Here is a 25,131-nt window from a genome sequence, read left to right as displayed (position 1 = left end):
ACCATAAAAAAACCGAAGCATCTGCTTCGGTTTTTATTTTTAAAAGGCAATTGTTTTTTCTTCTGAAATGAGTTCGCCGTTGGTGCCGATTCCCTCGATTTTTATTTTAACCGATTGCTGACTGTAATTCGGGATTGAAAAACGGAAAGCACCGTCCTCATCGGTTTCTACCTCAGGTAGCCAGTAAATTGTACCGTAATTGTAGAAGCCGGGGGAATTATAATCGGAATATCCCGGGTTTTTAAAGCTTTTGGGTGCCTGAAAACCGTTGGTGATTAAAAACTGCTGGGATTTAACCCTTATAGCACTGGCTCCCGGGTTTAATACTTTTTTAGTGTAGATCCTGATGGTACCGTTAGCACCGTCCGATCCCATACCGAAACCATGCCTGTTAAGGTAGATTTCATCAACAAATTCAAGACTCATACCTTGCAGCTGATTCAGGTCGGTTACCGGTATGTCGTCAATAAAAACTGCCGGAGACGCACCGCCTCTTAAAGATTTTCTGATCCGGCCACTGATATAGACACTGCCGTTTACATAACCAACATCATAACCGTGGGCACCTATAAAAGGCAGAACTTCTCTGTAGGAAGCAAAATCACCTTCACTGATCTTGAACTCCCGGGCCATATTGTTGGAAAACTTTCTGTTGTGGTTTAGTTTGGGTTCTTTTTTCTTTGCTTTTACGCTTACACTATCCAAATGGATCATTTTCATCTTTGTAAAGTAAGGCAGTTCCTCGGTTTTGTCAGGAGTGCCGGATCCGGCAGTTGCGTTTTCCGGACATTGCAATACCGGTTTGCGAAGCGGTTTTAAAAAAGCGGTATTGTTTTTTATAACCTGCGGATACATTTTCAATTCCTGTCTTTTTCCGCTATTGTTAAATAACGAAAAATGCATCACGGTGGAATCGGCGACAATTAAATTTTTAAAGTAAAATTCATTCTTCTCGTTAATTTTTGATTCTTCCGTGATTTTATAATACAAGGAACTCATCTCTACAAGATAGTTGTTCCGGTCTGTAAGTTCCTTATTAATGGTACCCTTAATGGCTATTCCTGTTTCAAATTCGAATTTGTTTTCCGGTTTTGTGGTTAATATCGTGCTGAGGTCATATTTTGGCTTTTGTGTAATCAGGTAGGTGTCCAGTTCGTAATGTTTATTTTTGGTGAAATTATTCAGGTAATAAGCGGCATCTTTAGTATCGGTGTCCGTATAGGGAGAAAAGATAAACGCATCATATATGGATTTGCTGTCGTTTGCGGCAATGGTTTTTTCAGGCAAAACAGAGATGCTTAAGCTTCCCAAAACAATATTGGATTTTCCGGTAATATGAATAGAATCCTTCCGTGTTTTGGTCACGGAAAGGTCGAGTTCCTTTTTGATGTTGTACGGTTTGAAGATCATTCGTTCCGCCAGTTTTACCGCATTTTTATCGGTCAGAATAAGGTTGTTGATCCCTTCGTTGAAATGGTCACTGTTAATGGAAAAAGTATCTTCCCTGGTGTTCTTTTTAAGAATAAGATCAATAAAAGATACGGCATCATCCTGTTGAATGATTAACAGCAGCGGCATATCGGTTAGTGTGGGCGTATTTGTTTTTATTTTGATGATGGTTTTGTCGCTAAAGGTATAGTTGTTTACCGTGAATGACGTTCCTGCCGGAGCTGCCGGCGGAAGGTTAAAAATCATCTCTTTGTTATTGATGGTGGTAACAGCTTTGTAAAGCTGGCTGGTGGTTTGCAGCAGATCAAATTTACCGATACCGAATGCATTGGTCGAAAAATTCGTTACTACGGTTCCTTTGGCATCTTTAACGGCAGCATTTTTAACGGCGATTCCCTTTCCGTTACAGTCGGTAATTCGAACGGCTATGGTGTTAGAACTGTTTTCTAAAAAAACACCGCTTTCCGGATAAAAAGAAGCGCTTACGTTATTGTAGTCAATGGTATTCCTGTTTTTATAATCCGTATCTGTCGGATTTAAAACGGTAATAGCATATACACTGGATTCGTCTTCCTTAAAGTTGTTCATAAAATTGGTGTAGACCCGGATGTAATAGCTACCGGATGGTAAACCGGCAGGAAGGTTGATATACCCCTGCAATACGCTGTTTTGGGTATAGCATAACTGGGTTGCAATTTTATTGGAATTGCCGTCAAACAAGTCTACATAAACATTAGTGGTTTTCAGGAAAGGTACTTTTAGTTTTTCTTCAATGATATAGCCTTTAAACCAGACGGATTCTTCGGTCAGATAGGTTGTTTTATTTAAATGCAGGTGAATTTTTTCACGGTCTGCTTTGAAATAATTTTCAAAATGGTTCGTGATGTTTTCCTGCAGTTTGTCATTGCCTGCCTGTGCAAAGGTGTAATGAGGTGTAAAAAACAGTACGATGATTAGAAAGGAAAGTATTTTTTTTATCATAGCGAAAATCATTAATGCTCAAAAATAGCTTTTTATAGTTATAAAAAAAACCGCCTGAGATATTTCAGGCGGTTTTGAGTATACTTGAGTAGGTGATATTACATCATCCCAGGCATTCCGCCTCCCATTGGCATTCCGCCTCCGGCATTTTCTTCTTTAATTTCGATTAAAGCGCATTCTGTAGTTAAGATCATCCCCGAAACCGAAGCTGCATTTTCAAGGGCAACACGGGTTACTTTTTTAGGGTCGATGATTCCGGCTTTCAGCATGTCAACATATTCGTCTGTTTTAGCATTGTAACCGAAGTTTCCTTCACCTTCTGCAACTTTAGCCACAACAACCGATCCTTCTAAACCTGCATTTTCTACAATAGTTCTTAAAGGCGATTCCACTGCACGGGATACAATCTGAATACCGGTAGCTTCGTCAGCATTGTCTGCTTTAATATTGGTTAAAACCGATTTTGCTCTTAGTAAAGCAACACCTCCACCGGCAACAATTCCTTCTTCTACTGCTGCACGGGTAGCGTGTAAGGCATCATCCACACGGTCTTTTTTCTCTTTCATTTCCACTTCCGAAGCAGCACCTACGTATAATACTGCAACACCTCCGGCAAGTTTTGCCAAACGCTCCTGAAGTTTTTCTCTGTCATAATCAGATGTAGTAGTTTCCATCTGTGCTTTGATCTGGTTTACACGGTTTTTAATCATGTCTGCCTCACCAGCACCGTTAACGATAGTCGTATTGTCTTTGTCGATCGTTACTTTTTCGCAGGTACCCAACATTTCTAATGTTGCATTTTCAAGAGTGTATCCGCTTTCTTCCGCGATTACTGTTCCTCCGGTCAGGATAGCGATGTCTTCCAACATGGCTTTTCTTCTGTCTCCGAATCCTGGAGCTTTAACAGCAGCGATTTTTAAAGCACCTCTTAATTTGTTTACAACTAATGTCGATAAAGCTTCTCCGTCTACATCTTCAGCGATGATCAATAACGGTTTTCCGGATTGTGCCACCGGCTCTAATATTGGTAACAACTCTTTTAGAGAAGATACTTTTTTGTCGTATAAAAGGATATAAGGTCTTTCTAATTCCACTTCCATTTTTTCCGGATTGGTCACGAAGTAAGGCGATAAATACCCTCTGTCAAACTGCATTCCTTCCACAACGTCTACATAAGTATCGGTTCCTTTTGCTTCTTCCACAGTGATAACACCTTCTTTTCCAACTTTACCGAAAGCAGTAGCGATTAAATCACCAATAACGTCGTCATTGTTGGCAGAGATAGAAGCTACCTGTTTGATTTTTTCGGTAGAACTTCCCACTTCCTGTGCCTGTTTTTGTAAATCGGCTACGATAGCTTCAACAGCTTTGTCGATACCTCTTTTTAAATCCATCGGATTTGCTCCGGCAGCTACGTTTTTCAAGCCTTCTTTAACGATGGCCTGTGCTAATACCGTTGCTGTAGTTGTTCCGTCACCGGCTAAATCATTGGTTTTAGAAGCAACTTCTTTAACCATCTGAGCACCCATGTTTTCAAGAGTGTCTTTTAATTCTATTTCTTTTGCAACCGAAACACCGTCTTTTGTTACGGTTGGTCCGCCAAATGATTTGCTGATGATTACATTACGTCCTTTTGGTCCTAATGTTACTTTTACAGCATTTGCCAATGCATCAACACCACGTTTTAATCCGTCACGTGCTTCAATATCAAATTTTATATCTTTTGCCATTTTTTAATCTCTTTTTAGTTTGTTGAATCCTTTATTCAGGGGATTTAAGGGTGATTTTTGTTAAGGGATTAGATGATCGCAAGGATGTCATCTTCTCTCATAATCAGGTAATCTTTACCTTCAAATTTTAAATCAGTTCCAGCATATTTTCCGTATAGAACCGTGTCGCCTACTTTTACGGTTAAAGGCTCATCTTTTCTACCGTTTCCTACAGCTACCACAGTACCTTTTTGAGGTTTTTCTTTGGCTGTATCAGGAATGATGATTCCGGAAGCTGTCTGCGTTTCTGCAGCTGCAGGTTCCACGATAACGCGGTCTGAAAGTGGTTTAATGTTTAATGCCATAATTATATATATTTTATGTTATTATTGTATAGATGCTGATTACTTTTCAGAAAGTATGCCAATCAAAAAAATGGCAGGTTTTTGTCAAAAAAAAATGCCAGCACTGACAGGCTGACATTTTTTATATACTGTTTATAGTAATTATTTTTTTGCTTCTTCAGTCGCTGCCGGTGTTGTAGCTGCTGCGTCAGTTGTAGCTGGCGTCGCTGCACTTTCTGTAGCCGGAGCTGCTGTTCCTGTTGCTGCAGCTGGTTTTGTTGCCGGAGCCGCCGGAGCAGGTGTACTGTTGTCAATAAGTTTCGATCCGTTATCACCCATACTTCCTGTGAAGCTTAAGCTGGATAATAAAATCAATACAATTAATAAAGTTGCTAATGTCCAGGTACTTTTATCAAGAAAGTCGTTTGTTTTCTGAACGCCTCCCATCATTTGCGAACCACCAATGCTTGAAGATAAACCTCCACCTTTAGGGTTTTGAACCATGATTACGATGATAAGTAAAAAACATACAATTGTTATTAATACTAAAAAAACTGAAAACATATTATAATTTTTTAATTGTTATTTTGTTGTAATATCTTAATATCCGAAATTCGGTCTGCAAAGAAATGACTTTTTTCTGGATATTTCAAAATTAATATTTCATAAGCTTGTATCGCTTTTTGATATTTTTTTTGTTCGAGATAAACTTTTGCCAAAGTTTCGGTCATTAAATAGGAGTTGTCCTGGGGCGTTTTCTCAATATTTAAAGGCGTTACAGGAGAATTCCGGTTCGGAACTATTTTCGGATTGGCTTCAATAAATTTATCAATCAATTCTGATTTTTTCTTTTTTTCTTCGTCAATTTCTTCTTCATTAACGGTATTTTCACGGTCAATCGGGCTGAATTTTGCCAATTGCAGCCATTCCTGGAAAGAATGTTTCTCCTCTTTGGAGAATTCTAATGGTTTTCCGATTTCCAGTTTTTCTTCCACAGTTGCCGTTGGAATTTCCGGCTGTACCGGTTCCGGAAGTGTTGCTTCAGGTTGTTCCGGAGCCTTCGGTTCGGCTACTTTAATAGAAGTTAGTATAGACTGTTCTAACGGATCTACTTTCGGAAGCGGTTTCTCTTCTTCCGGTATAACCACTTTATGCTGGTTAACGATAATGTCGTTAATAACGGCTTCTTTTTCGTCAAAGAAAGCCTTCTGGATAGCCGTGAAGTTCGTTGATGTGATAAATTCGAACAGGATGCTTCGGTCTGTCGTATAAGCAGCTGTTTTCTTTAATTCGTAATTGTAACGAAAACTGTTTTCATTGTACAGTCCTTTCAGGTGAATGGCTCTTGCCGACTGAAAATAGGGGAATTGGTGCAAAATACCCTCTAAACTGATGGTTTGCTTACCGCCTATGGTTTCCGGCTTGTTGAGTAAATAGGTTAAATCGTTTACGTTCAAATCGTCTGAATTAAAGGTTTACCATTTTGCTAAGGACTGATTAAAGATATCCTGTGTTATTCTTTCGAAAATCACCGTTAAGGCTTCTGATAATTTGGCACCGATTAATTGTGTATCGGCCGGGTAATCATAATAAAAAGAGAATTTCTTGTTCTCAAAATCATCATCAGCTTTGTTTTTGTTGGTAAAGCGTACATTTACGGTAATGGAAAGCCTGTTTTGCGAAGCACGCTGATCGGCAGTTGAGCCCATTGGCGTAATCCGGTAATCGGTAATTTCCCCTTCATAAATCAAATCACCTCCGGTATTGGTAAGACTCAGATTGGTCTGGTTCTGAATGATTTTTTGTAGCTCTAATGTAAACGTTCTTTCAATTCCCGGTTCTACCAATGCGGCATTGTTCTGGAAATAATTTACCTGAAATGTTTTGGCGTCAATCTTTCCGGTTCCGGTAAAATTGTACACAGAACAGCTGCTTACAATCAGTACTAAGGAAAGGGTAATGATGTATTTTATATTTTTCATACGGGCGTTGTCAATTACAAATCGAATTGTTTTATTTTTCGGTATAAGGTTCTTTCGGAAATGCCTAATTCGTCTGCGGCAGCTTTTCTTTTTCCTTTGTTGCGTTCCAGTGCTTTTTTGATGAGTTCGATTTCTTTTTCGTCTAAACGCAGGGAATCTTCTTCTTCAACGGTTTCGGCAAAAAGATAATTCTGGTCGTCGTCATCATCGTCAAATTCTTCCTGAATGTTTTGTACCGGCACAGGAATCGCTTCGAGGCTTGCCTGGCTTTCAAATGGAATTTCTTCCTCTTCTTTGGAGCCGTAAATGCGCTGAATCAGGTTTTTATTGCTTTCCTGTACTTTGTTTGAGTTGCCGTTTTGCATGAGCTCTAAAGTGAGCTTTTTTAAATCATTCAGATCGCTTTTCATGTCAAAAAGGATCTTATACAAGATTTCCCGTTCGGTACTGAAATCGCTTTCGGATTTTTTTTCCTTTATTACCGAAGGCAGGTTGTTGCCTTCCATTGGCAGATAGGATTGTAAGGTTGCCAGCGAAATGTCGCGGGATGTTTCCAATACAGAAATCTGCTCGGCTACGTTGCGCAGCTGACGGATGTTACCGCCCCAGCGGTATTTCATAAGCCATTGTACGGCACCGTCGTCCAGTTTTAATGGCGGCATTTTGTATTTGTGGGCAAAATCGGAAGCGAATTTTCTGAAAAGAAGATGAATGTCCTCTTTGCGTTCCCGCAAAGGCGGCAGCATGATCTCCACAGTGCTTAAACGGTAATACAAATCTTCCCGGAATTTTCCTTTTTCGATGGCATCAAACATGTTTACGTTTGTTGCGGCAACGATGCGGACATTTGTTTTCTGTACCTGGGAAGATCCCACTTTAATGAATTCCCCGTTTTCCAGAACACGCAAAAGACGCACCTGGGTGGTTAACGGAAGTTCTCCGACTTCGTCCAGAAAAATGGTTCCGCCATCGGCTACTTCAAAATATCCCTCACGGGTTGAAGTCGCTCCGGTAAAAGCCCCTTTTTCGTGACCGAAAAGTTCACTGTCGATGGTTCCTTCCGGAATGGCACCGCAGTTTACGGCAATATATTTTCCATGCTTTCTGTGAGAAAGGGAATGAATTATTTTAGGAATACTTTCTTTACCAACACCACTTTCTCCGGTTACCAGTACTGATATATCCGTCGGGGCAACCTGAATGGCTTTTTCAATGGCACGGTTGAGTTTCGGATCGTTTCCGATAATCTCAAATCGTTGTTTTATGGCTTGAATACTTTCCATGGTAATAACAGTGTTGTTTTGGGTGATAGTTTGGGTCGGGCGGGCTGCGGTTTAATTCATCTCCGAATAACCTACCGGCTCGCCAATTAGTGTGGCTGTAGTACAGCTGTTGATTTTAACCATAACGAAATCACCTACTTTATAATGCTCTTTAGGGAAAACCACCACGGTATTTTCCGGGTTTCTTCCGGACCAATGGGCATCGGATTTCTTGGAAGGCTTTTCGATTAATACTTCCACGGTCTGATCTAAGAATCGGGAAGTTCTTTCGTAGCTTAATTCCTGTTGTAAATCAACAATTTCCTGTAAACGGCGTTTTTTAACTTCTTCCGGAACATCGTCTTCCATTTTTCTGGCAGCAAGGGTTCCCGGTCTTTCCGAATAGGAAAACATATAGCCGAAGTCGTATTGTACATAGCGCATCAGGCTCAGGGTGTCTTTGTGATCGTCTTCCGTTTCTGTAGGGAAACCGGAAATAAGATCCTGCGATATGGAACAACCCGGAAGGATTGTTTTAATTTTATCAACTAAAGCCATATACTCCTCACGGGTATGCTGGCGGTTCATTTCTTTCAGGATTCGGGTGCTTCCCGATTGTACCGGAAGGTGAATATAGTTACAGATGTTATAATGCTTGGCAATTACGTGCAGCACTTCTTCGTGCATATCCTGAGGATTGGACGTTGAGAAGCGGAAACGCATTTTCGGATGCGCCGTAGCACACATGTCCAGCAACTGTGCAAAATCTACAGCAGTTGCCTTTTGCATTTCGGTTGCTTTTTCGAAATCTTTTTTCAATCCGCCGCCATACCATAAATAGCTGTCAACGTTTTGACCTAAAAGTGTTACTTCTTTAAAGCCACGGTCTGCCAGGTCTGCTATTTCTTCTAATATACTTTGCGGTTCACGGCTGCGTTCGCGGCCACGGGTAAACGGAACGACACAGAAGGTACACATGTTGTCGCATCCTCTGGTAATGGAAACAAAAGCGGTTACCCCGTTGCTTTGCAGACGAACAGGGGAGATGTCGCCGTAGGTCTCATCCTTGGATAAGATTACATTGATGGCGTCACGGCCTTCTTCGACTTCTTTTAAAAGGTTTGGCAGGTCTTTATAGGCATCCGGACCAACAACCATATCAACGATTTTTTCTTCTTCCAGGAACTGACTTTTCAGACGTTCGGCCATACAGCCCAAAACACCCACTTTCATTCCCGGATTAATCCTTTTTACGGCATTGTATTTTTCCAGACGTTTACGAACAGTCTGTTCTGCTTTATCTCTAATCGAACAAGTGTTAACCAAAACCAAATCGGCTTCTTCCAGTTTCTGGGTCGTATTAAATCCTTCGTTAGCTAAAATTGACGCGACAATTTCGCTATCGGAAAAATTCATCGCACAACCGTAACTTTCGATAAAGAGCTTTTTTGTATTTCCTTCTTTTTGTTCTAAAACAAGACTGGTACCTTGCTTGTTTTCTTCAATAACCTTTTCCATATATCGCTATAAGAGTGTAAATCTTCTAATCGGCAAAGATACTATTAAATTTTGTTTTCTGACAAGATGACAGCTTTGTTTAACATCAATTTTAATCTGATTTTTGCTGTTGGCGAAGCTTTTAAAAAAGGATGAAAAGCGCTTTCGGGGATCAGGAACGTTTGAAAATGTCCCGGAACTGGTACAGCAATCGTTCCAGTAATCGTAGATCTTCCGTGATAATATCTGCCGTTCCGCTCATTTCCTGCTGGAAGATGATCTTCTTTTTATAGGATGTTTCCAGTCCTTTTGGTAGCGAGACATCAATTAAAAGGAAACCTTCTTTGTCCGGCGTTAAGGAAATGGATTTTACTTTTCCTTTTACAATCCCGAATTCGCGGTCCGGATAGTTTAACAGGCGGATGTTCACGTTCTGGTTGATTCTCAGTTTACCGGAATTGGTTGTTCTGGCTTTTACTTTTCCGATATAGCGGGATTTGGAATCCGGGATAACGGTAAAAACATTGTCGCCGGTTGTGATGGTCTGGTTCTCTTTCCAGATCTGTAAATAGGACACTTCTCCCGGAATGGAAGCACGAAGCACATAGGCCAGTTCCCAGTCGCTAATCGCTTTTTTCAGCTGATTGTACGATTGTGCCATGTTTCTGAAGAACGTGATCTGGTCTTTTGTTTCGTTTATTTTGGTTGTTTTGTTGCTTCGGTTCAATTCATTTAAGGAGGAATGAATCTGGGAAATCTGGGAATTCAGGCTTTTGATGTTTTTCTCATTCTGAAGGTAATCAATGTTTTTGGTTTCCCATTCCTGTGAGGCAATAACGCCATTTTCGTACAAACGTTTGTAGCGTTCCAGTTCTTTTTTCTTCAGCTGTAATTCGGTTTGGGCAATAGAAACCTGCTGGGTTAAAAGTTCCATACGTTCTTTTAGCTGCACCGATTCAAATCGCTGGGCAGTGTCTTCCACACGGTAAGGCTGTAAGTCTTTGTTCAGTTCGTAGGTGGCATAGTCTTTTTCGAATATGGCAAACACGCTGGAAATGTCACCCAACTGCAGGGCGGTTAATTTTTCGAATGGAAAGCTAAAGCTGTTGTTCATCTTCAGGGAATCCGTGATGCTTTTTAAAAGAAATACGTCCTTATAATTTGCAGTGTTTTCAATAACTGCCAAAGGCGTATGCTGTTTGACCATTTTGCGGTTTTCAATGAATATCTTTTCAATTTTACCGGTAGAACGGGCAATCAGTTTTTCAGGCGGTGTTTGGGTGGTTATCGCGATTTCTGTTGTAATAATGTCCGGATAACGGATAAACCATGCCAGTATGATTAACAATACAATAATAGTAAGTATAACGATATTTCCCCATCGGATCATCCAATGTGGCACTTCAGACAGTATTTCCTGTACTTCTTCGCTTCTTAATTCTAAATCGGTTCTCTTTTTTTGAGGCATTGTATCTTTTTGTTTGTTGCAATATCTTTTTATGATCCTAAATGAAGCTGGTTTCTTACCAGTTCAAAATAATTGCCTTTTAAGCTGACTAATTCTTCATGGGTTCCCACTTCGATGATCCGGCCTTTGTCTAAAACGACAATCTGGTCGGCATTCATAACGGTACTCAAACGGTGGGCAATAACCACTACCGTTTTATCTTTAAAAAACACATCCAGTTTTTCCATGATTACTTTTTCGTTATTGGCATCCAATGCCGAAGTCGCCTCGTCAAAAAAGAGCATTTCCGGATTTTTATATACGGAACGGGCGATTAACAGACGTTGTTTTTGCCCGGTACTCATTCCGATACCTTCCATCCCGATTTTAGTATTGAAGCCCAAAGGAAGTTCGTCAATAAAATCCCTGATATTGGCAACATCGGTTGCGTATAATAATTTTGCCTTGTCGACCTTGTCGGCACCCAAAGCAATGTTATTGGCAATAGTGTCATTGAAAATATATCCTTCCTGCATTACCGCGCCAATATGTGCCCGCCATGTTTTTTGTGACATGTTTTTCAGGTTGGTTCTGCCCAGTAATATTTCACCGCTGTTTGGTTCGTAGAATTTCAGCAGTATTTTCATTAAGGTTGTTTTACCACTTCCGCTGACCCCTACAATGGCCGTTACCTTTTTAGCCGGAATGGTTAAGGTGACATCTTCCAGTACCAACAGGTCGGAACCGGTATATCGGAACGACACGTTTTTAATGGAAAGGGTTTCGTCTTTCGGGAAGTCATGTGTTTTTTCGTCTTCATCCTGCGATTCGTCTTCTTTGTCATGAATCTCCGATAAACGCGCCAGCGATATTTTAGCATCCTGCGCTTCCCGGATGAATCCGATCAGCTGTACGATCGGTCCGTTAAGGTTTCCTACAATAGAACTTATCGCCATCATCATCCCCAGAGTGATCTGTCCGTCGATAACTAATTTAGCCGACAAAAAGATAATCAGGATGTTTTTTAATTCGTTGATAAAATTGGAACCGATACTCTGCGTTTGTTCCAGCACCAGGCTTTTCATTGAAACTTTAAACAAACGTGCCTGTATGTATTCCCAGCCCCAGCGTTTTTGCTTTTCGGCATTGTGCAGTTTGATTTCCTGCATTCCGTTGATCAGCTCAATTACTTTACTTTGTTCCTGGCTCACTTCCGAAAAGCGTTTGTAGTCTAATGCCTCACGTCTTTTCAGGAATAGGATAACCCAGCCGAAATAGAAAAAACTGCCGACAAAGAATACCATAAAGATTGTCAGGTTATAATAGGCCAGAACGGCACCCATGATAAGCATGTTTATAAACGAAAATAACACACTCAAAGAGGAGGTGGTCAGTATTCGTTCAATCCGGTGATGGTCGCTGATTCGCTGCATGATGTCTCCGGTCATCCGGACATCGAAAAAGGAGATCGGCAGATTCATCAGCTTGATGAAAAAGTCGGATATTAAAGAGATATTAATACGTGTCGATAAATGGAGCAAGATCCAGCTTCGGATAAATTCCAGGGCGGTTTTTCCGAAGAACAAAAAGAGCTGCGCGATTAATAACAGGTAAATGAAGTGGATGTTCTGGTTCTGAATACCAACGTCTACGACGCTTTGTGTCATAAAAGGAAAAATCAGCTGCAGTATACTGCCAGCCAGTAATCCGATAATCAGCTGTAATAAAAAGGATTTATAGCGAAGGACATAACGCGACAATAAGCCAAAGCCAAAAGCGCTGTTGCTGTCGTTGGTATCAAATTCGGTATTGTAAAACTTAGGAGTAGGTTCGATTAACAGCGCAATCCCTTCTTCTGTTGAAGGTGTTGCATTATTGCCGATCCAGAATTTTAAAAACTCTTCGTTGTCATATTCTAATAAACCGTGTGCCGGATCGGAAACATAAAGTTTGTTTTTTTTGACTTTATACAGTACAACATAATGGTTGTTATTCCAGTGCAGGATACAGGGAAGCGGAACTTCCTGCAGGCGCTCCAGTGAAATTTTAACCCCTAAGGTGCGAAATCCGATTCTTTCTCCCGCATCACTCAGCGACAAAAGATTACTTCCTTCACGGGTTGTTTCCGCTAATGTTCTTAATTCCTGAATGTTGATGACTTTCTTGTAATACTTGGCAATTATTTTAAGACATGTGGGACCACAGTCTTTGGAATCGGCTTGTTTGTAGAATGGGAATTGCGACATTATTTATTAAAATTATTGCACAAGATGTGAGATATAATTATTGTTTTCTTTGGTTTGAGGATAATTCTGTATTGACAAATATATAAATATTGTTAAGGAAAGTGGTCAATTGTGATTTCTTCTTTTAAATATTTATGAATTGTACTGATCGTGTCAAAATTGTTGGTAAAAATCCTTAATTTTGATAAACCAAAACCGTGTCTTCACGAAGCTGTTCGATCATTTGCTCGGCAAATAAAGAAAACTCCTGTAAGGTATATTCGGCAGGATAATGGTAGCCGTTTATAAAAGTTGCCGGCGTATAATGAATACTGTGGTTGTCACACCAGGTTCGATGCGCGGTCAGTAAATCCAGTGTGTGCTGAGGAACCGGTACAGATCTGTTCTCCCATTGCGGAATATCTTTTTCATCAAACCATTCTTTTAAAATGGAGAGTGCGGTGTCTTTATTACCGGAATAGGCTTCCGAAAAACTGGCTGCGATTTTTGTCGCGACATTATCCGTTCGTTCAAACGGAACACTGAGAACAAAATTGATCTGAATATCGTTTCCGTGTTTTTCCAAAAGATTGTAATATGCCTTAAAGGCATCCGTACAATAGCCGCAAAGCGGATTGGTAACGGCGTTTATGGTTAATACCGGGTTTTTTGACCCAAAACTTAAAATATACTCCTGCGGAATACTGTTGTTCTTTTCCAGTTGTTTCTTGTGAAGTAAAGTGAAAAATAAACCCTGATTTCGTTTGAATTTCAGGAAATCGATTTTTGTTTTCTTAAGCGCAATACTTTTGGTTAAAAGCGCTTTGGCATAAAAGACCCCTAAATAGGTAAGTGTTATAATAAGGAGCGCTTTAAGAATATAGCTGCTATTAATCTCAAAAGGAGCGATGTTGCTAAAAACGGTTGCAATTTCGGCCAGTAATATTAAAACAATACCCAGGCACAAAGCACACCATTGTTTTAGAATAAACGCCTGACTGTATAGCGAAAAAAGCAATACCGGTATGGAGGAAAGTAAAAGTGCCGTAAAAAAGATACTGTCAAAACCGGCAAAAAGCAATATGAGGAATTGTGAAATAAAGAAAACCGCTGTGGCATTACTCAGTGAAATCACCCCTAAAAATTGTATCGATGAGGTAATGATCTTGGAACAGCTTCCTTTCTCGTTAAGGGAACTGCATATTCTGGAAGACAGGTTGTCGTGAATTCCGAGTTCTTCCTTAATAATAAGGACGCTTAAAAAAATACCTAAAGCAGAAAGCACTCCTAATGCTGTAACCGGTAAGGAAAACGGAAAGACAAATAATAATAAGGACAACACCAGCGCACAGCCGAAGGCAAGAAGTGTGGACGTTTCTCTTTTGGATTCCGGTTTTTCGTTTTTTTCAACAGCGATTATCGTTCCGGGCCAGATCTTTTTAAAATCGGGATAGCTGTAGGCCGATTTTTTACCGTCGGCACTTTTGCATTTAATATAGCTTTTGGTCTTGTGAACGGAAACAATAACGTCCTTTTTGTCCACGTTGATTAAAGCCATAAAATATTTCGGTAACTGTTCCAAAGCATCCACCGGTACATTGGCTACCAGATTTTCTATTCCGAAATAGTCGAAAGTGTCGGAAACCGAACGAAAACTCGGATAATCTTCATGGGATAACAACTGAAGGTTTAAATCCTCTTTGTCTAAGAAATGCAGATTTTTATTTAGGAAATCATTTATAAGATTTAAAAAAGAGTGCATATCGTGATTATTTTAGTAATAAGTGAGAATTGTTTTATCAAAAATCATCATAAAGTGCGTGGCTCCAAAATTTTAAATGTTAATTTTTTTGATTATTTCTGCATATTTTAGAAATAAGAAACGAAAAAGACCGTGAAAAACCAGGCCAGGATGCGGTTTTTACAGTGGGAGAAATTGGATTGTAACAGCGCTTTTTAGTTTTATACTGTTGGAATATAGTATTTTATTGGCTAATGCCGGCCGGTGGAAACGATGCCTTAAAAACCGGGTTTGCGTTAAGACAGAAGTCGTAATTTATTTCTTAAAGAAAAAGAAGATTATGCCTGTTACAGGTGTTGTATCCTCATAAAATAATTGTGTTTTAGAAAACCAAAAATGTAATATTTAAAAAAATCATATACTTTTGCCGGACAAACAGTAGAAGTATGGCAAAGAATTTAGTGATCGTTGAGTCGCCTGCAAAGGCAAAAACTATAGAAAAATTTTTAGGAAAAGATTATCAGGTAGAATCAAGTTACGGGCATATAGCCGACTTGCCTTCTAAAGAAATTGGGGTGGATGTTGAAAATAATTTCAAACCAAAGTATGAAGTTTCTTCCGATAAAAAGGCTCTGGTTAAAAAACTTAAAGATCTATCGAAGTCGGCAGAAACCGTTTGGCTGGCTTCCGATGAGGACCGTGAGGGAGAAGCTATTGCATGGCATTTGGCAGAAGAATTGAAATTGGACCAGAGCAAAACAAAACGTATTGTTTTTCATGAAATTACCAAAACGGCAATACAAAAGGCAATTGAGAACCCGAGAGGTATTGATTATAACTTAGTGAATGCCCAGCAGGCGCGAAGAGTTTTAGACCGTTTGGTAGGATATGAATTATCGCCTGTTTTATGGAAAAAAGTAAAAGGCGGACTATCTGCCGGACGTGTTCAGTCGGTTTCCGTACGTTTAATTGTAGAGCGTGAGCGTGAAATCCAGGGCTTTAAAGCCGAAGGATCGTATAGCGTTACTGCTGAATTTGCAAACGAAGCCGGAAAAACCTTTAAAGCAAAATTACCACACAACTTTGCAACCAAACAGGAAGCGGAAGCTTTCTTAAAACAAAATATCGGTTCCCAGTATAAAGTATCGGACCTGGAAACAAAACCGACTAAAAAATCACCAACAGCTCCTTTTACCACATCAACATTACAACAGGAAGCGGCAAGAAAGCTGTATTTCCCGGTTGGTGTTACAATGATGATGGCGCAGCGTCTGTATGAGGCCGGATTAATTACCTATATGAGAACGGACAGTGTGAACCTGTCGCAGGAAGCGATGGCTGCTGCAGAAGCAGAAATCATCAAATCGTATGGTAAGGAATACAGCAAGCCCAGAAATTACGCTAACAAAAGCAAAGGAGCACAGGAAGCGCACGAAGCTATCCGTCCGACGGATATGTCGCGCCATACTGTGAATATCGACAGAGACCAGGCACGTTTGTATGATCTGATCTGGAAAAGAACATTGGCTTCCCAGATGAGTGATGCGCAATTAGAGCGTACGAATGTGAAGATCGAAGCAGGCAATCATAAAGAAATATTCGGGGCAACCGGAGAGGTATTGCTTTTTGAAGGATTCCTGAAAGTGTATCTGGAAGGACATGACGATGAGGAAGAAGAACAGGAAGGAATGTTGCCGGCTTTAAAAGTAAATGAAAAGCTGACCAACAATTATATCACTGCTACGGAGCGTTTCACCCGTCCGCCGGCACGTTATACGGAAGCTTCGCTGGTTAAAAAACTGGAAGAGCTTGGTATTGGACGTCCGTCTACCTATGCGCCGACAATTTCTACGATTATTAATAGAAATTATGTAGAAAAAGGAAGCTTTGAAGGTCAGGAGCGTAAATATGCCCTGTTAACCTTAAAAGCCGGTGAGGTAAAAAGTCAGGAATTAAAAGAAAACTTCGGTTCCGACAAAGGGAAACTGGTTCCTACCGATATCGGTATCATTGTAAATGACTTCCTGGTTAAGAATTTTGAAACCATTTTAGATTATAATTTTACGGCAAAAGTAGAGCAGGACTTCGATGAGATTGCTGCCGGAAATGAAGACTGGGCGATGATGATGCGTGATTTTTATAATCATTTCCATCCTACCGTTAAAAATGTAGAAGAAAACGCCGAAAGAGAATCAGGGGAACGAATCCTGGGAACGGATCCGAAATCCGGTAAACCGGTGAGTGTTCGTTTAGGGAAATTCGGGCCGATGGCTCAGATTGGCGATGTCGATGACGATAACAAACAATTTGCAAGCTTGCGTCCGGAGCAGAATATCGGAAGCATAACGCTGGAAGAAGCGCTTAACCTGTTTTTACTGCCTAAAAATTTAGGTACCTATAAAGGAGAAGATGTAGAGGTAAACAACGGTCGTTTCGGACCGTATGTGCGTTTCGGAAGTGCTTTTATTTCGTTGCCAAAAGGCGAAGAACCTTTGGATGTTACGTTAGAGCGCGCTATGGAACTGATCAAAGAGAAAGAACAGGCAGATGCTCCTATCGGGACGTATAAAAATGAGCCGGTACAAAAAGGAGTGGGCCGTTTCGGACCTTTTATCAAGTGGAACGGTATGTTTATCAACGTTAATAAAAAATACAATTTTGATAATTTATCACAATCGGATCTTGTGGAACTGATTGAAGAGAAATTACAGAAAGATATCGATAAGGTAATTCACAATTGGGAAGAAGAAGGGATCCGTGTTGAAAAAGCAAGATGGGGACGTTCTGTAATCCTGAAAGGAAAGGTTAAGATTGAGCTTTCCAAAGATGTCGATGCCGGAAAAATGACACTGGAAGAAGTGAAGGAGTTGATTGAGAAGAAAGCACCGGCTAAAAAAACAGCAGCGAAGAAAACGACTGCGGCGAAAAAACCGGCAGCTAAAAAAACAACTACTAAAAAGAAATAAAAATGGCATTTGATTATATTCAGCCGGTTGATGCTGACTTTTTAGAATTTATTCAGAGCCTTAACGTGCAAACGCTGGGGAGAAAAGTGGTTTTTCATACAGAAACGGATTTTCCGAATATTGAAAACGCTGCCATTGCCATTATCGGAGTGCATGAAAACAGAGGCTTTGAAGGTCATAATGAACATACGGATCTGACTGCTATCCGAAAAGAATTTTACAGCCTTTTCCCGGGAAACTGGGATGCACAGATCGTAGATTTAGGAAATGTGGTGGCAGGAAGTTCTTCTGAAGATACTTATTATGTGCTGCGTACTGCGGTGGCACATTTGATAAAAAACGGTGTTATCCCGATCGTTATAGGTGGTTCTCAAGACCTGACCTATGCCATTTACAGAGCCTACGACCAGTTGGAACAAATGGTAAATGTAGTGGCAATTGACAGTAAGTTTGATTTTGAAAAAGATGAAGAGCAATTAGCGGCGCATTCTTTTCTGACCAAAATGATCGTGGAAGAGCCTAATAATTTGTTTAACTATAGTAATGTCGGTTATCAGACCTATTTTAACTCACAGGAAGAAATTGATCTGATTGAAAAACTGTATTTCGATGCCTACCGCCTGGGTGAGATTTGCAATAACTCAACCATTGCAGAACCTGTTTTCAGGGATGCCGATCTGGTAAGTCTTGATCTTACATCGGTAAAATCAAGCGATTCCGGGAACTTCACACAGTTTATTCCAAATGGATTTAACGGTAAGGAAATCTGCGTGCTTTCGCGTTATGCGGGAATTAGCGATAAGGTAACTTCTTTTGGTGTTTTTAACCACAATAATTCGAAGAGTGAAGCCGTTCTAATCGGACAGATTATCTGGTATTTTATTGAAGGATTTCACTACCGTTCGAAAGAATATCCTTTTGGCAGCCGTGAGGACTATTTGAAGTATATCGTGCCGCTGGAAGACGAAGAGTTAATCTTCTATAAAAGCGATAAAACGGAGCGTTGGTGGATAGAAATACCTTTTTTAACAAGTTTTAACAATAAATTAAAAAGAAACACGTTATTACCTTGCACATATGAGGATTATCTAGGTGCCACAAACCATGAGATTCCAGAGCGTTGGTGGAAGGCGCAAAAGAAAAATATGGTATAATTGTTTAAAAAACGGTTATTTAAAGCCTAAATTGTGTTTTATTGTTTTTTTTAAGTTTTTTTTAATAAAATCTTTGTTTTTTAGAAAATAAATAAATAGGTTTACGCCCTTAAAAATATAAATACTATTAACCCAAATTTATATGAAGAAGTTCATTGCATTAACAGCTGTTGTATCATTGTTTTTCAGCTGTGGTTCTAACGACAGAGGTGAGCTGGTAGGAGTTAAAGGAAAGAAATGGCATCCGGAAAAGCCGTATGGTATGACTTTAGTTCCTGGTGGCGCTTTTATCATGGGTAAGTCAGATGATGATTTAGCTAACGTTCAGGACGCACCGACAAAAACGGTAACAGTTCGTTCCTTTTACATGGATGAGACGGAAATTACGAATAGTGAATATCGTCAATTTGTCGAATGGGTAAAAGATTCTACAATCCGTGTGAGATTGGCTATTTTAGCTGATGAGCAAGGGATGAAGCCAGGTACTGGTGGTAACAAAGGAGGAAGCATCGGTGACTTTGCTTTCAGTGACCAGGATCCTGCAAAAATGTCTGCATACGACAAATATATGTATGAGAATTATTACAGCGTAGGTACAGATGAAGATCCGTATGCTGGAAGACGTCTTAACAGAAAAGTGAAGTTGCATGCTGACCCTCAGAAATACCCGGATGAGTATTATGTTGAGGTAATGGATTCACTTTATTTACCAGCGAGTGAATCATACAACGGTTTGAGAACTTTCGACGTGTCGAAGTTAAAATTCCGTTATACCTGGATGGACATTCAGGCGGCTGCTAAAGATAAGAGCACTACAAGCAGCAGATCTAAAAGAGGTAAATTCATTAAAACAGAAAACCAGTTGATTTATCCGGATACAACCGTTTGGATTAAAGACTTCGCGTATTCTTATAATGAGCCAATGCATAATGACTATTTCTGGCACCAGGCTTACGGGGATTACCCTGTAGTTGGAGTTAGCTGGAAACAGGCTAAGGCTTTTTGTGCTTGGAGAACATTAAATAAAAACTCTTACATCAAAAAGAAAAAAGGAAGAGATCAGGTAAACTCTTTCCGTTTACCAACTGAAGCAGAGTGGGAATACGCTGCAAGAGGTGGTCTGGAATCTGCAGCTTATCCTTGGGGTGGACCGTATACTCACAATGATAGAGGATGTTATTTGGCAAACTTTAAGCCAAGCCGTGGAGATTATGCAGCAGACGGTGCTTTATACACTGTTGAAGCTAAATCATACGAGCCGAATGATTTCAACCTTTACAACATGTCTGGTAACGTAGCCGAGTGGACAGATTCATCTTATGATGCTGCAGCTTATGATTACGTATCGACAATGAATCCAAATGTACCGGATGCTAAAAACCAACGTAAAGTGGTACGTGGTGGATCCTGGAAAGATGTTTCTTACTACTTACAGGTAGGTACCCGTAACTTCGAATATGCAGATACGGCAAGAAGCTACATCGGATTCAGAACAGTTCAGGATTACATGGGAGCTCAGGCAACCGGAAACAGACCCAACTAATTATCAGAATCATTCAACTTAACTCAATTTTAAAATTTAACCAATTTTTAATTATAATTAACTTAACTAACTAAAATTTTATTTTATTATGGCACTACCTAAAAAAGTTATGAATTTTGCCTATGGTATGGGGGCAGCAGTGGTAATCATCGGAGCGTTATTCAAATTAATGCACTGGCCAGGTGCAAGCGCGATGCTTATTATCGGTCTTGGAGTTGAAGCATTTATCTTCGCATTATCTGCTTTCGATCCAGTTGAAAAAGAATTAGACTGGTCATTGGTTTACCCTGAATTAGCAGGTGGAGACGCTAAGAAAAGAGACGTTAAAAAAGCAGAAAACCCAACAGAAGCTCAAGGTCTTTTATCTCAAAAATTAGACAACATGTTAAAAGAAGCTAAAATTGACGGAGAGTTAATGTCTAGCTTAGGAAACAGCATCAAAAACTTCGAAGCTGCAGCTAAAGGAATTGCTCCAACAGTTGATTCAGTTGCTTCTACTAAAAAATATGCTGAAGAAATGTCAATGGCAGCTGCTCAAATGGAATCTTTAAACAGTATGTATAAAGTTCAGTTAGAAAGCGCTACCCGTAATGCTGAAATTAACAAAGAAGTTGCTGAAAACAACTTGAAATTAAAAGATCAAATGCAATCATTGACTGCAAATTTATCTTCTTTAAACAACGTATATGGCGGAATGCTTTCTGCAATGAGCAACAGAAACTAATTAGTTGCATTTATTAATCTATTTAAAAACTAATTAGAAGAAATGGCAGGAGGAAAATTAACCCCTAGACAGAAGATGATTAACCTGATGTACTTGGTTTTCATCGCGATGTTGGCATTAAACATGTCAAAAGAAGTTCTATCAGCTTTTGGTTTGATGAATGAAAAATTCGAAACAGCAAACTCTGCTGCAGTAGAAACGAATTCACAGATTTTAAGCGCACTTGGTACTAAAGCAGCTGATAACCCGTCTCAATTCGGTGCTGCAAAAAAAATGGCTGATGAAGTAGCTGTTATCACTAAAAATTTCTACGATTATATCGGTAAACTTAAAACTGATGTAACAACAGGAATTGAAAAAGGTGAGAATGGAAAACTACCTTATGAGGCAATGGATAAAGGTGACAAAATCGACGAAGGTTGGTTTGAAGGTGACGGTTATTCTAAAAAAGGAAAAGAAATTGTAGCTGCTATCGACAAGTACAGAGCTGATATGAAAGCTGTAATTGGAAACGACGCAAAATACAAAGCTATTGTTGGAGAGATTGATTCTAAATTCAATACAGCTGATGTAAAAGACGGAGAAGGAGTTACTAAAAAATTCTTAGATTATCATTATAAAGGATTCCCATCTATCGCTTCTTTAACAAAATTAACGGCTATGCAAAATGACGTTAAAGGAATTGAAGCAAGCTTATATAATGCTTTCATGGGTAACACTGCAATGGCAGCTGCATCTATGAAAAACTATAAAGCTTTCGTAATGATGGATAAATCAGCTTTCTTTCAGGGAGAGCAAGTTACAGGACGTGTAGTATTAGGTCGTTATGACGAGTCTACAGTTCCAAAAGCAGTTTCTGTAAACGGTGCTTCAACATCTATCGAAAATGGTTCTGCTATTTTCAAAATGGCTGCTGGTAGCGTTGGTGAAAAAGATATCAAAGGTAAGTTTACTTTCATGGAAGACAACAAACCAGTTGAAATCGAAATTGCAGGAAACTACGTTGTAGTTCCAAAACCAAACCAGGCAATTGTATCTGCTGACAAAATGAAAGTTGTTTACCGTGGTGTATCGAACCCTATTTCGGTTTCTGTACCAGGTATCTCTTCTGATAAAGTTAAAGCATCTGCACCTGGAATGGCATCTACTGGAAAACCAGGTCAATATAACCTTACACCAGGAGCTGGAAGCGATGTAACCATTAATGTTAGCGCTACTATGCCTGATGGAAAATCTTTCAGTAGTAAAGAAGTTTTCAGAATCAAAGGTTTACCTGCTCCAACTGGAAAAATCCGTGGTGAGGTTGCTGCTAAAGGAGCTAAATCGAACTTAGAGGTTTGTACAATCTCTGCTGAATTAGAAGATTTCGATTTCCCGGTTTCTGTTAACGTAACACAATTTAACATTAAAGTGCCAGGTCAGCCTACAATTGTAGTATCAGGTAACAAAATGGATGCAAGAGCTAAAGCTGCTATTGCTAAAGCTGGTAGAGGTGATATCGTAGTTATCTCTGAGATCAAAGCTAAATTCGTTGGATTAGATCAAATGCCAAAAAGAGTTGCACCTTGTACATTTGAAGTACAATAAAAACGACCAAGTTTGAGTTTATAATTACTTTAATAGTTTATAAAGAATAAAAAATGAATTGGAGAAATTTTTCATTAGTAATTGCATTTACTTTTAGTTCTATTGCAACTTTTGCACAGTCTAATCTTTTGAATGCAAAAACCCCGGCTGATATCGGTAAAAAAACCGCAGCACAATTAAACGCTGATAATGACAAGCCGTTACCTTATGGTTATGTTGATGATCGTGATGTTTTAATGGGGAAGAAAATCTGGGAAATTGTTGACCTTGATGAAAGAGTTAATTTTCCTTTATATTATCCTGTAGATGGAAATTTAGGACCGGACAGAAAACCGCTTTATGAGGTTTTGGTTGACGGAATTAAAAACAATAAGCTTACTGAAATCTATGATGATAGTTATTTTACAACTAAAAAATCATTAAAAGATATCGAAGCTTCCCTGTTTAGAATTGACACTACTGATGCCGGTAAAGAGCAATACAACACCTTTACCGCAAAACAGAAAAAAGCAGGAGCGAAAATTTCGGAAGAGTATATCAACAAAACCGAAATCAGACCAAGTGACGTTTCTGATTATAAAATTGTAGGTTATTGGTATTTTGATACCCGTCAAGGTGAATTAAAATACAGAATGTTAGGAATCTGTCCTATTGTACCGGATGTTTATACGATGGACAAAGAGGAGAAAGAATACATCGAATTATTCTGGGTTTACTTCCCGTCTGCAAGAGATGTGTTACATGCAAACAAGGCCTTCAATGATAAAAACTCAGCAATGCCGATTACGTTTGATCACCTGTTAAACTCAAGACGCTTTAGTGGAGTAATCTACAGAGAAGAAAATGTTTACGGCGATAGACAAATTGAAGAATATGTAAAAGAAAATGCTCAAATGCAGTTATTGGAATCTGAGCGTGTAAAAGAAAAAATCCGCAACTTTGAACAAGATATGTGGAATTACTAAAAAATAATTTCTCCAATTTTATGAAAAACTCTTACCTTCCTGGGTAAGAGTTTTTTATTTTTGTACTATGGTAGATTATTTGATTGTTGGCTCCGGTATAGCCGGAATTTGTTTTGCAGAAACCGCCTTGCAGCAGGGTAAAACCATCATGGTTTTTGAAGATAACTCTTCTTCCTCTTCACGGGTGGCCGGAGGCTTGTATAACCCGGTTATTTTAAAGCGGTTTAGTGAGGTTTGGAATGCTAAACAGCAATTGGATTACGGATTGCCTTTTTATGCGGCTATAGAAGATAAAATAGCGGCTAAATTTGACTTTAGGATTCCGATCTACAGGAAGTTTGCTTCCATTGAAGAACAGAATAACTGGTTCCAGGCTGCCGATAAACCAAATCTGGCACCATTTCTTTCCACAACAATAATACATCGGGAATACCAGTCCATTACCTCTCAATTCGGTTTTGGTGAAGTGTTAATGACCGGTTATGTCGATACCAAAGTACTATTGGATTCCTACCTGGAGTTTTTAAACCGGAACAATTGGGTGCGGAAAGAACGTTTCGACTATTCCCGAATTGAATTCCTGGAAGAGGGTATTTCCTATAACGGTCTGAAAGCAAAACATATCATTTTTGCTGATGGCTTCGGATTGGTTCATAATCCGTTTTTCAAACAGCTGCCGTTGGATGGAACCAAAGGAGAACTACTGCTCATTAAAGCACCGGATTTAAACCTTGACGTGGTTTTAAAATCCAGTATTTTTATCCTGCCTGTAGGGAATGATCTTTTTAAAGTGGGCGCCACCTACAATTGGGAGGATAAAACCGATTTGCCTACAGAAGCCGGTAAGCAGGAATTACTGGATAATCTGAAAGAACTGATTGACTGCGATTTTGAGATTGTAGAACATTTTGCCGGTGTTCGTCCTACGGTAAAAGACCGGCGTCCGTTAGTGGGTACTCATCATATTCATAACAATATTCATATCCTGAATGGCCTGGGCACACGTGGCGTGATGCTGGGGCCGGTTTTGGCAAAATCCTTATACGATGCTATCGAAAACAACATCCCTTTGGATGCGCAGATCGATATTAAACGCTGCTATAAAAAATTAGGAATCCGTCTGGATTCCTAAAATATTATGAATGGATGTTGTTTTTCCAATCTTTGTCATAATGCACAAAAAAGTTAATCCAGATATTCCGGGACAACCGCATAATGACAGGCATAAAAACAATTAAAGTAGCAATGATTGCTATAAATGCCGTTTTCAGGCTCAGACCTAAAAAAAGATACGTGATCACAAAAGCGGCCACTCCAAAAGCAATACCCACTCCATAGCTCACATACATGGCTCCGTAAAAGAATGAGGGCTCTATTTTATAATAGGTGCCGCAGTGGCTGCATTTATCATGCATTTTAAATACGCTGCTCAATTTATACGGGTTTTTATCCACATACATGCTTTCTTCCTGGCATTTAGGACAACTTCCTGTTAAAATACTATTGAGTTTGGATCCTTTTTTTAACATTTGCATAAATTTTAGTAAAGGTACAT

Annotated in this window: 19 protein-coding genes; 7 read left to right on the top strand and 12 right to left on the bottom strand. The window is 39.5% G+C overall.

Features of this window, described 5'->3' with window-relative positions; genetic code table 11:
* Positions 1-39 precede the first annotated feature (39 nt).
* From BGO42_RS00570 to BGO42_RS00520, 11 genes are all read right to left on the bottom strand, one after another.
* Positions 40-2,430 carry a hypothetical protein gene (locus tag BGO42_RS00570; RefSeq protein WP_273245131.1) on the bottom strand — a complete coding sequence of 797 codons (2,391 nt, stop codon included), beginning with the start codon at positions 2,428-2,430 and terminating at the stop codon, positions 40-42.
* Positions 2,431-2,528: 98 nt separating this feature from the next.
* A complete protein-coding gene (gene groL, locus BGO42_RS00565; RefSeq protein ID WP_177729986.1) occupies positions 2,529-4,160 on the bottom strand; it encodes a chaperonin GroEL in 1,632 nt (543 codons plus the stop codon).
* 68 nt (positions 4,161-4,228) lie between these two features.
* The gene (locus tag BGO42_RS00560; RefSeq protein WP_177729985.1) at positions 4,229-4,504 is read right to left on the bottom strand and encodes a co-chaperone GroES; all 276 of its coding nucleotides are present in this window, start codon (positions 4,502-4,504) and stop codon (positions 4,229-4,231) included.
* 141 nt (positions 4,505-4,645) lie between these two features.
* Entirely contained in the window at positions 4,646-5,047 is a 402-nt protein-coding gene (secG, locus tag BGO42_RS00555) for a preprotein translocase subunit SecG (RefSeq protein ID WP_177729984.1), read from the bottom strand.
* 11 nt (positions 5,048-5,058) lie between these two features.
* Positions 5,059-5,940: a tetratricopeptide repeat protein gene (locus BGO42_RS00550; RefSeq protein WP_273245133.1), complete on the bottom strand. Its 882-nt coding sequence runs from the start codon at positions 5,938-5,940 to the stop codon at positions 5,059-5,061.
* 18 nt (positions 5,941-5,958) lie between these two features.
* Entirely contained in the window at positions 5,959-6,465 is a 507-nt protein-coding gene (locus BGO42_RS00545) for an LptE family protein (protein WP_273245134.1), read from the bottom strand.
* Positions 6,466-6,479: 14 nt separating this feature from the next.
* Positions 6,480-7,748, bottom strand: a complete 1,269-nt coding sequence (locus BGO42_RS00540; RefSeq protein ID WP_177729981.1) for a sigma-54 interaction domain-containing protein — start codon at positions 7,746-7,748, stop codon at positions 6,480-6,482.
* Positions 7,749-7,799: 51 nt separating this feature from the next.
* Entirely contained in the window at positions 7,800-9,245 is a 1,446-nt protein-coding gene (miaB, locus tag BGO42_RS00535; RefSeq protein ID WP_273245136.1) for a tRNA (N6-isopentenyl adenosine(37)-C2)-methylthiotransferase MiaB, read from the bottom strand.
* Between the two features lie 151 nt (positions 9,246-9,396).
* The gene (locus BGO42_RS00530; RefSeq protein WP_177729979.1) at positions 9,397-10,692 is read right to left on the bottom strand and encodes an HlyD family secretion protein; all 1,296 of its coding nucleotides are present in this window, start codon (positions 10,690-10,692) and stop codon (positions 9,397-9,399) included.
* 29 nt (positions 10,693-10,721) lie between these two features.
* Positions 10,722-12,917: a peptidase domain-containing ABC transporter gene (locus tag BGO42_RS00525; protein ID WP_273245138.1), complete on the bottom strand. Its 2,196-nt coding sequence runs from the start codon at positions 12,915-12,917 to the stop codon at positions 10,722-10,724.
* A 175-nt stretch (positions 12,918-13,092) separates the two neighbouring features.
* Positions 13,093-14,658 carry a vitamin K epoxide reductase family protein gene (locus BGO42_RS00520; RefSeq protein ID WP_273245140.1) on the bottom strand — a complete coding sequence of 522 codons (1,566 nt, stop codon included), beginning with the start codon at positions 14,656-14,658 and terminating at the stop codon, positions 13,093-13,095.
* Positions 14,659-15,083: 425 nt separating this feature from the next.
* Between BGO42_RS00520 and topA the strand changes: the two genes are divergently transcribed.
* The 7 genes from topA (at position 15,084) to BGO42_RS00485 (ending at position 24,708) form a co-directional block, all read left to right on the top strand.
* Positions 15,084-17,603, top strand: coding sequence for a type I DNA topoisomerase (gene topA / locus BGO42_RS00515; RefSeq protein ID WP_273245142.1), 2,520 nt, complete (start codon positions 15,084-15,086; stop codon positions 17,601-17,603).
* Between the two features lie 2 nt (positions 17,604-17,605).
* A complete protein-coding gene (locus tag BGO42_RS00510; RefSeq protein ID WP_273245145.1) occupies positions 17,606-18,757 on the top strand; it encodes a formimidoylglutamase in 1,152 nt (383 codons plus the stop codon).
* A gap of 142 nt (positions 18,758-18,899) precedes the next feature.
* Entirely contained in the window at positions 18,900-20,300 is a 1,401-nt protein-coding gene (gene porK / locus BGO42_RS00505) for a T9SS ring complex lipoprotein PorK/GldK (RefSeq protein WP_177729966.1), read from the top strand.
* An 85-nt stretch (positions 20,301-20,385) separates the two neighbouring features.
* Entirely contained in the window at positions 20,386-21,024 is a 639-nt protein-coding gene (gene porL, locus BGO42_RS00500) for a type IX secretion system motor protein PorL/GldL (protein ID WP_273245180.1), read from the top strand.
* 42 nt (positions 21,025-21,066) lie between these two features.
* On the top strand, positions 21,067-22,611 hold the full coding sequence (gene porM / locus BGO42_RS00495) for a type IX secretion system motor protein PorM/GldM (protein WP_273245147.1): 1,545 nt from the start codon (positions 21,067-21,069) through the stop codon (positions 22,609-22,611).
* Positions 22,612-22,664: 53 nt separating this feature from the next.
* Positions 22,665-23,576 carry a type IX secretion system ring subunit PorN/GldN gene (gene porN, locus BGO42_RS00490; protein WP_273245149.1) on the top strand — a complete coding sequence of 304 codons (912 nt, stop codon included), beginning with the start codon at positions 22,665-22,667 and terminating at the stop codon, positions 23,574-23,576.
* A gap of 67 nt (positions 23,577-23,643) precedes the next feature.
* Positions 23,644-24,708 (top strand): NAD(P)/FAD-dependent oxidoreductase, encoded by a 1,065-nt coding sequence (locus BGO42_RS00485; protein WP_273245151.1) that lies wholly within the window; start codon positions 23,644-23,646, stop codon positions 24,706-24,708.
* Positions 24,709-24,712: 4 nt separating this feature from the next.
* On the opposite strand, the gene BGO42_RS00480 is transcribed toward BGO42_RS00485, so the two are convergent.
* The gene (locus BGO42_RS00480) at positions 24,713-25,105 is read right to left on the bottom strand and encodes a DUF983 domain-containing protein (protein WP_177729961.1); all 393 of its coding nucleotides are present in this window, start codon (positions 25,103-25,105) and stop codon (positions 24,713-24,715) included.
* Positions 25,106-25,131: the final 26 nt, after the last annotated feature.

Source organism: Flavobacterium sp. 40-81 (assembly GCF_001898245.1).
In the GTDB taxonomy this organism is placed as follows: Bacteria; Bacteroidota; Bacteroidia; order Flavobacteriales; family Flavobacteriaceae; genus Flavobacterium; species Flavobacterium inviolabile.
The sequence above is the reverse complement of the archived record's forward strand: the minus strand, read 5'-3'. Positions and strand labels throughout refer to the sequence as shown.

Coding starts and splice junctions, on each gene's coding strand:
- BGO42_RS00485 (WP_273245151.1), top strand. CDS start 23,644: ATGGTAGATTATTTGATTGTTGGCTCCGGTATAGCCGGAATTTGTTTT.
- BGO42_RS00480 (WP_177729961.1), bottom strand. CDS start 25,105: ATGTTAAAAAAAGGATCCAAACTCAATAGTATTTTAACAGGAAGTTGT.
- topA (WP_273245142.1), top strand. CDS start 15,084: ATGGCAAAGAATTTAGTGATCGTTGAGTCGCCTGCAAAGGCAAAAACT.
- BGO42_RS00510 (WP_273245145.1), top strand. CDS start 17,606: ATGGCATTTGATTATATTCAGCCGGTTGATGCTGACTTTTTAGAATTT.
- BGO42_RS00560 (WP_177729985.1), bottom strand. CDS start 4,504: ATGGCATTAAACATTAAACCACTTTCAGACCGCGTTATCGTGGAACCT.
- miaB (WP_273245136.1), bottom strand. CDS start 9,245: ATGGAAAAGGTTATTGAAGAAAACAAGCAAGGTACCAGTCTTGTTTTA.
- BGO42_RS00540 (WP_177729981.1), bottom strand. CDS start 7,748: ATGGAAAGTATTCAAGCCATAAAACAACGATTTGAGATTATCGGAAAC.
- secG (WP_177729984.1), bottom strand. CDS start 5,047: ATGTTTTCAGTTTTTTTAGTATTAATAACAATTGTATGTTTTTTACTT.
- groL (WP_177729986.1), bottom strand. CDS start 4,160: ATGGCAAAAGATATAAAATTTGATATTGAAGCACGTGACGGATTAAAA.
- BGO42_RS00530 (WP_177729979.1), bottom strand. CDS start 10,692: ATGCCTCAAAAAAAGAGAACCGATTTAGAATTAAGAAGCGAAGAAGTA.
- porK (WP_177729966.1), top strand. CDS start 18,900: ATGAAGAAGTTCATTGCATTAACAGCTGTTGTATCATTGTTTTTCAGC.
- BGO42_RS00520 (WP_273245140.1), bottom strand. CDS start 14,658: ATGCACTCTTTTTTAAATCTTATAAATGATTTCCTAAATAAAAATCTG.
- porN (WP_273245149.1), top strand. CDS start 22,665: ATGAATTGGAGAAATTTTTCATTAGTAATTGCATTTACTTTTAGTTCT.
- BGO42_RS00570 (WP_273245131.1), bottom strand. CDS start 2,430: ATGATAAAAAAAATACTTTCCTTTCTAATCATCGTACTGTTTTTTACA.
- BGO42_RS00525 (WP_273245138.1), bottom strand. CDS start 12,917: ATGTCGCAATTCCCATTCTACAAACAAGCCGATTCCAAAGACTGTGGT.
- BGO42_RS00545 (WP_273245134.1), bottom strand. CDS start 6,465: ATGAAAAATATAAAATACATCATTACCCTTTCCTTAGTACTGATTGTA.
- porM (WP_273245147.1), top strand. CDS start 21,067: ATGGCAGGAGGAAAATTAACCCCTAGACAGAAGATGATTAACCTGATG.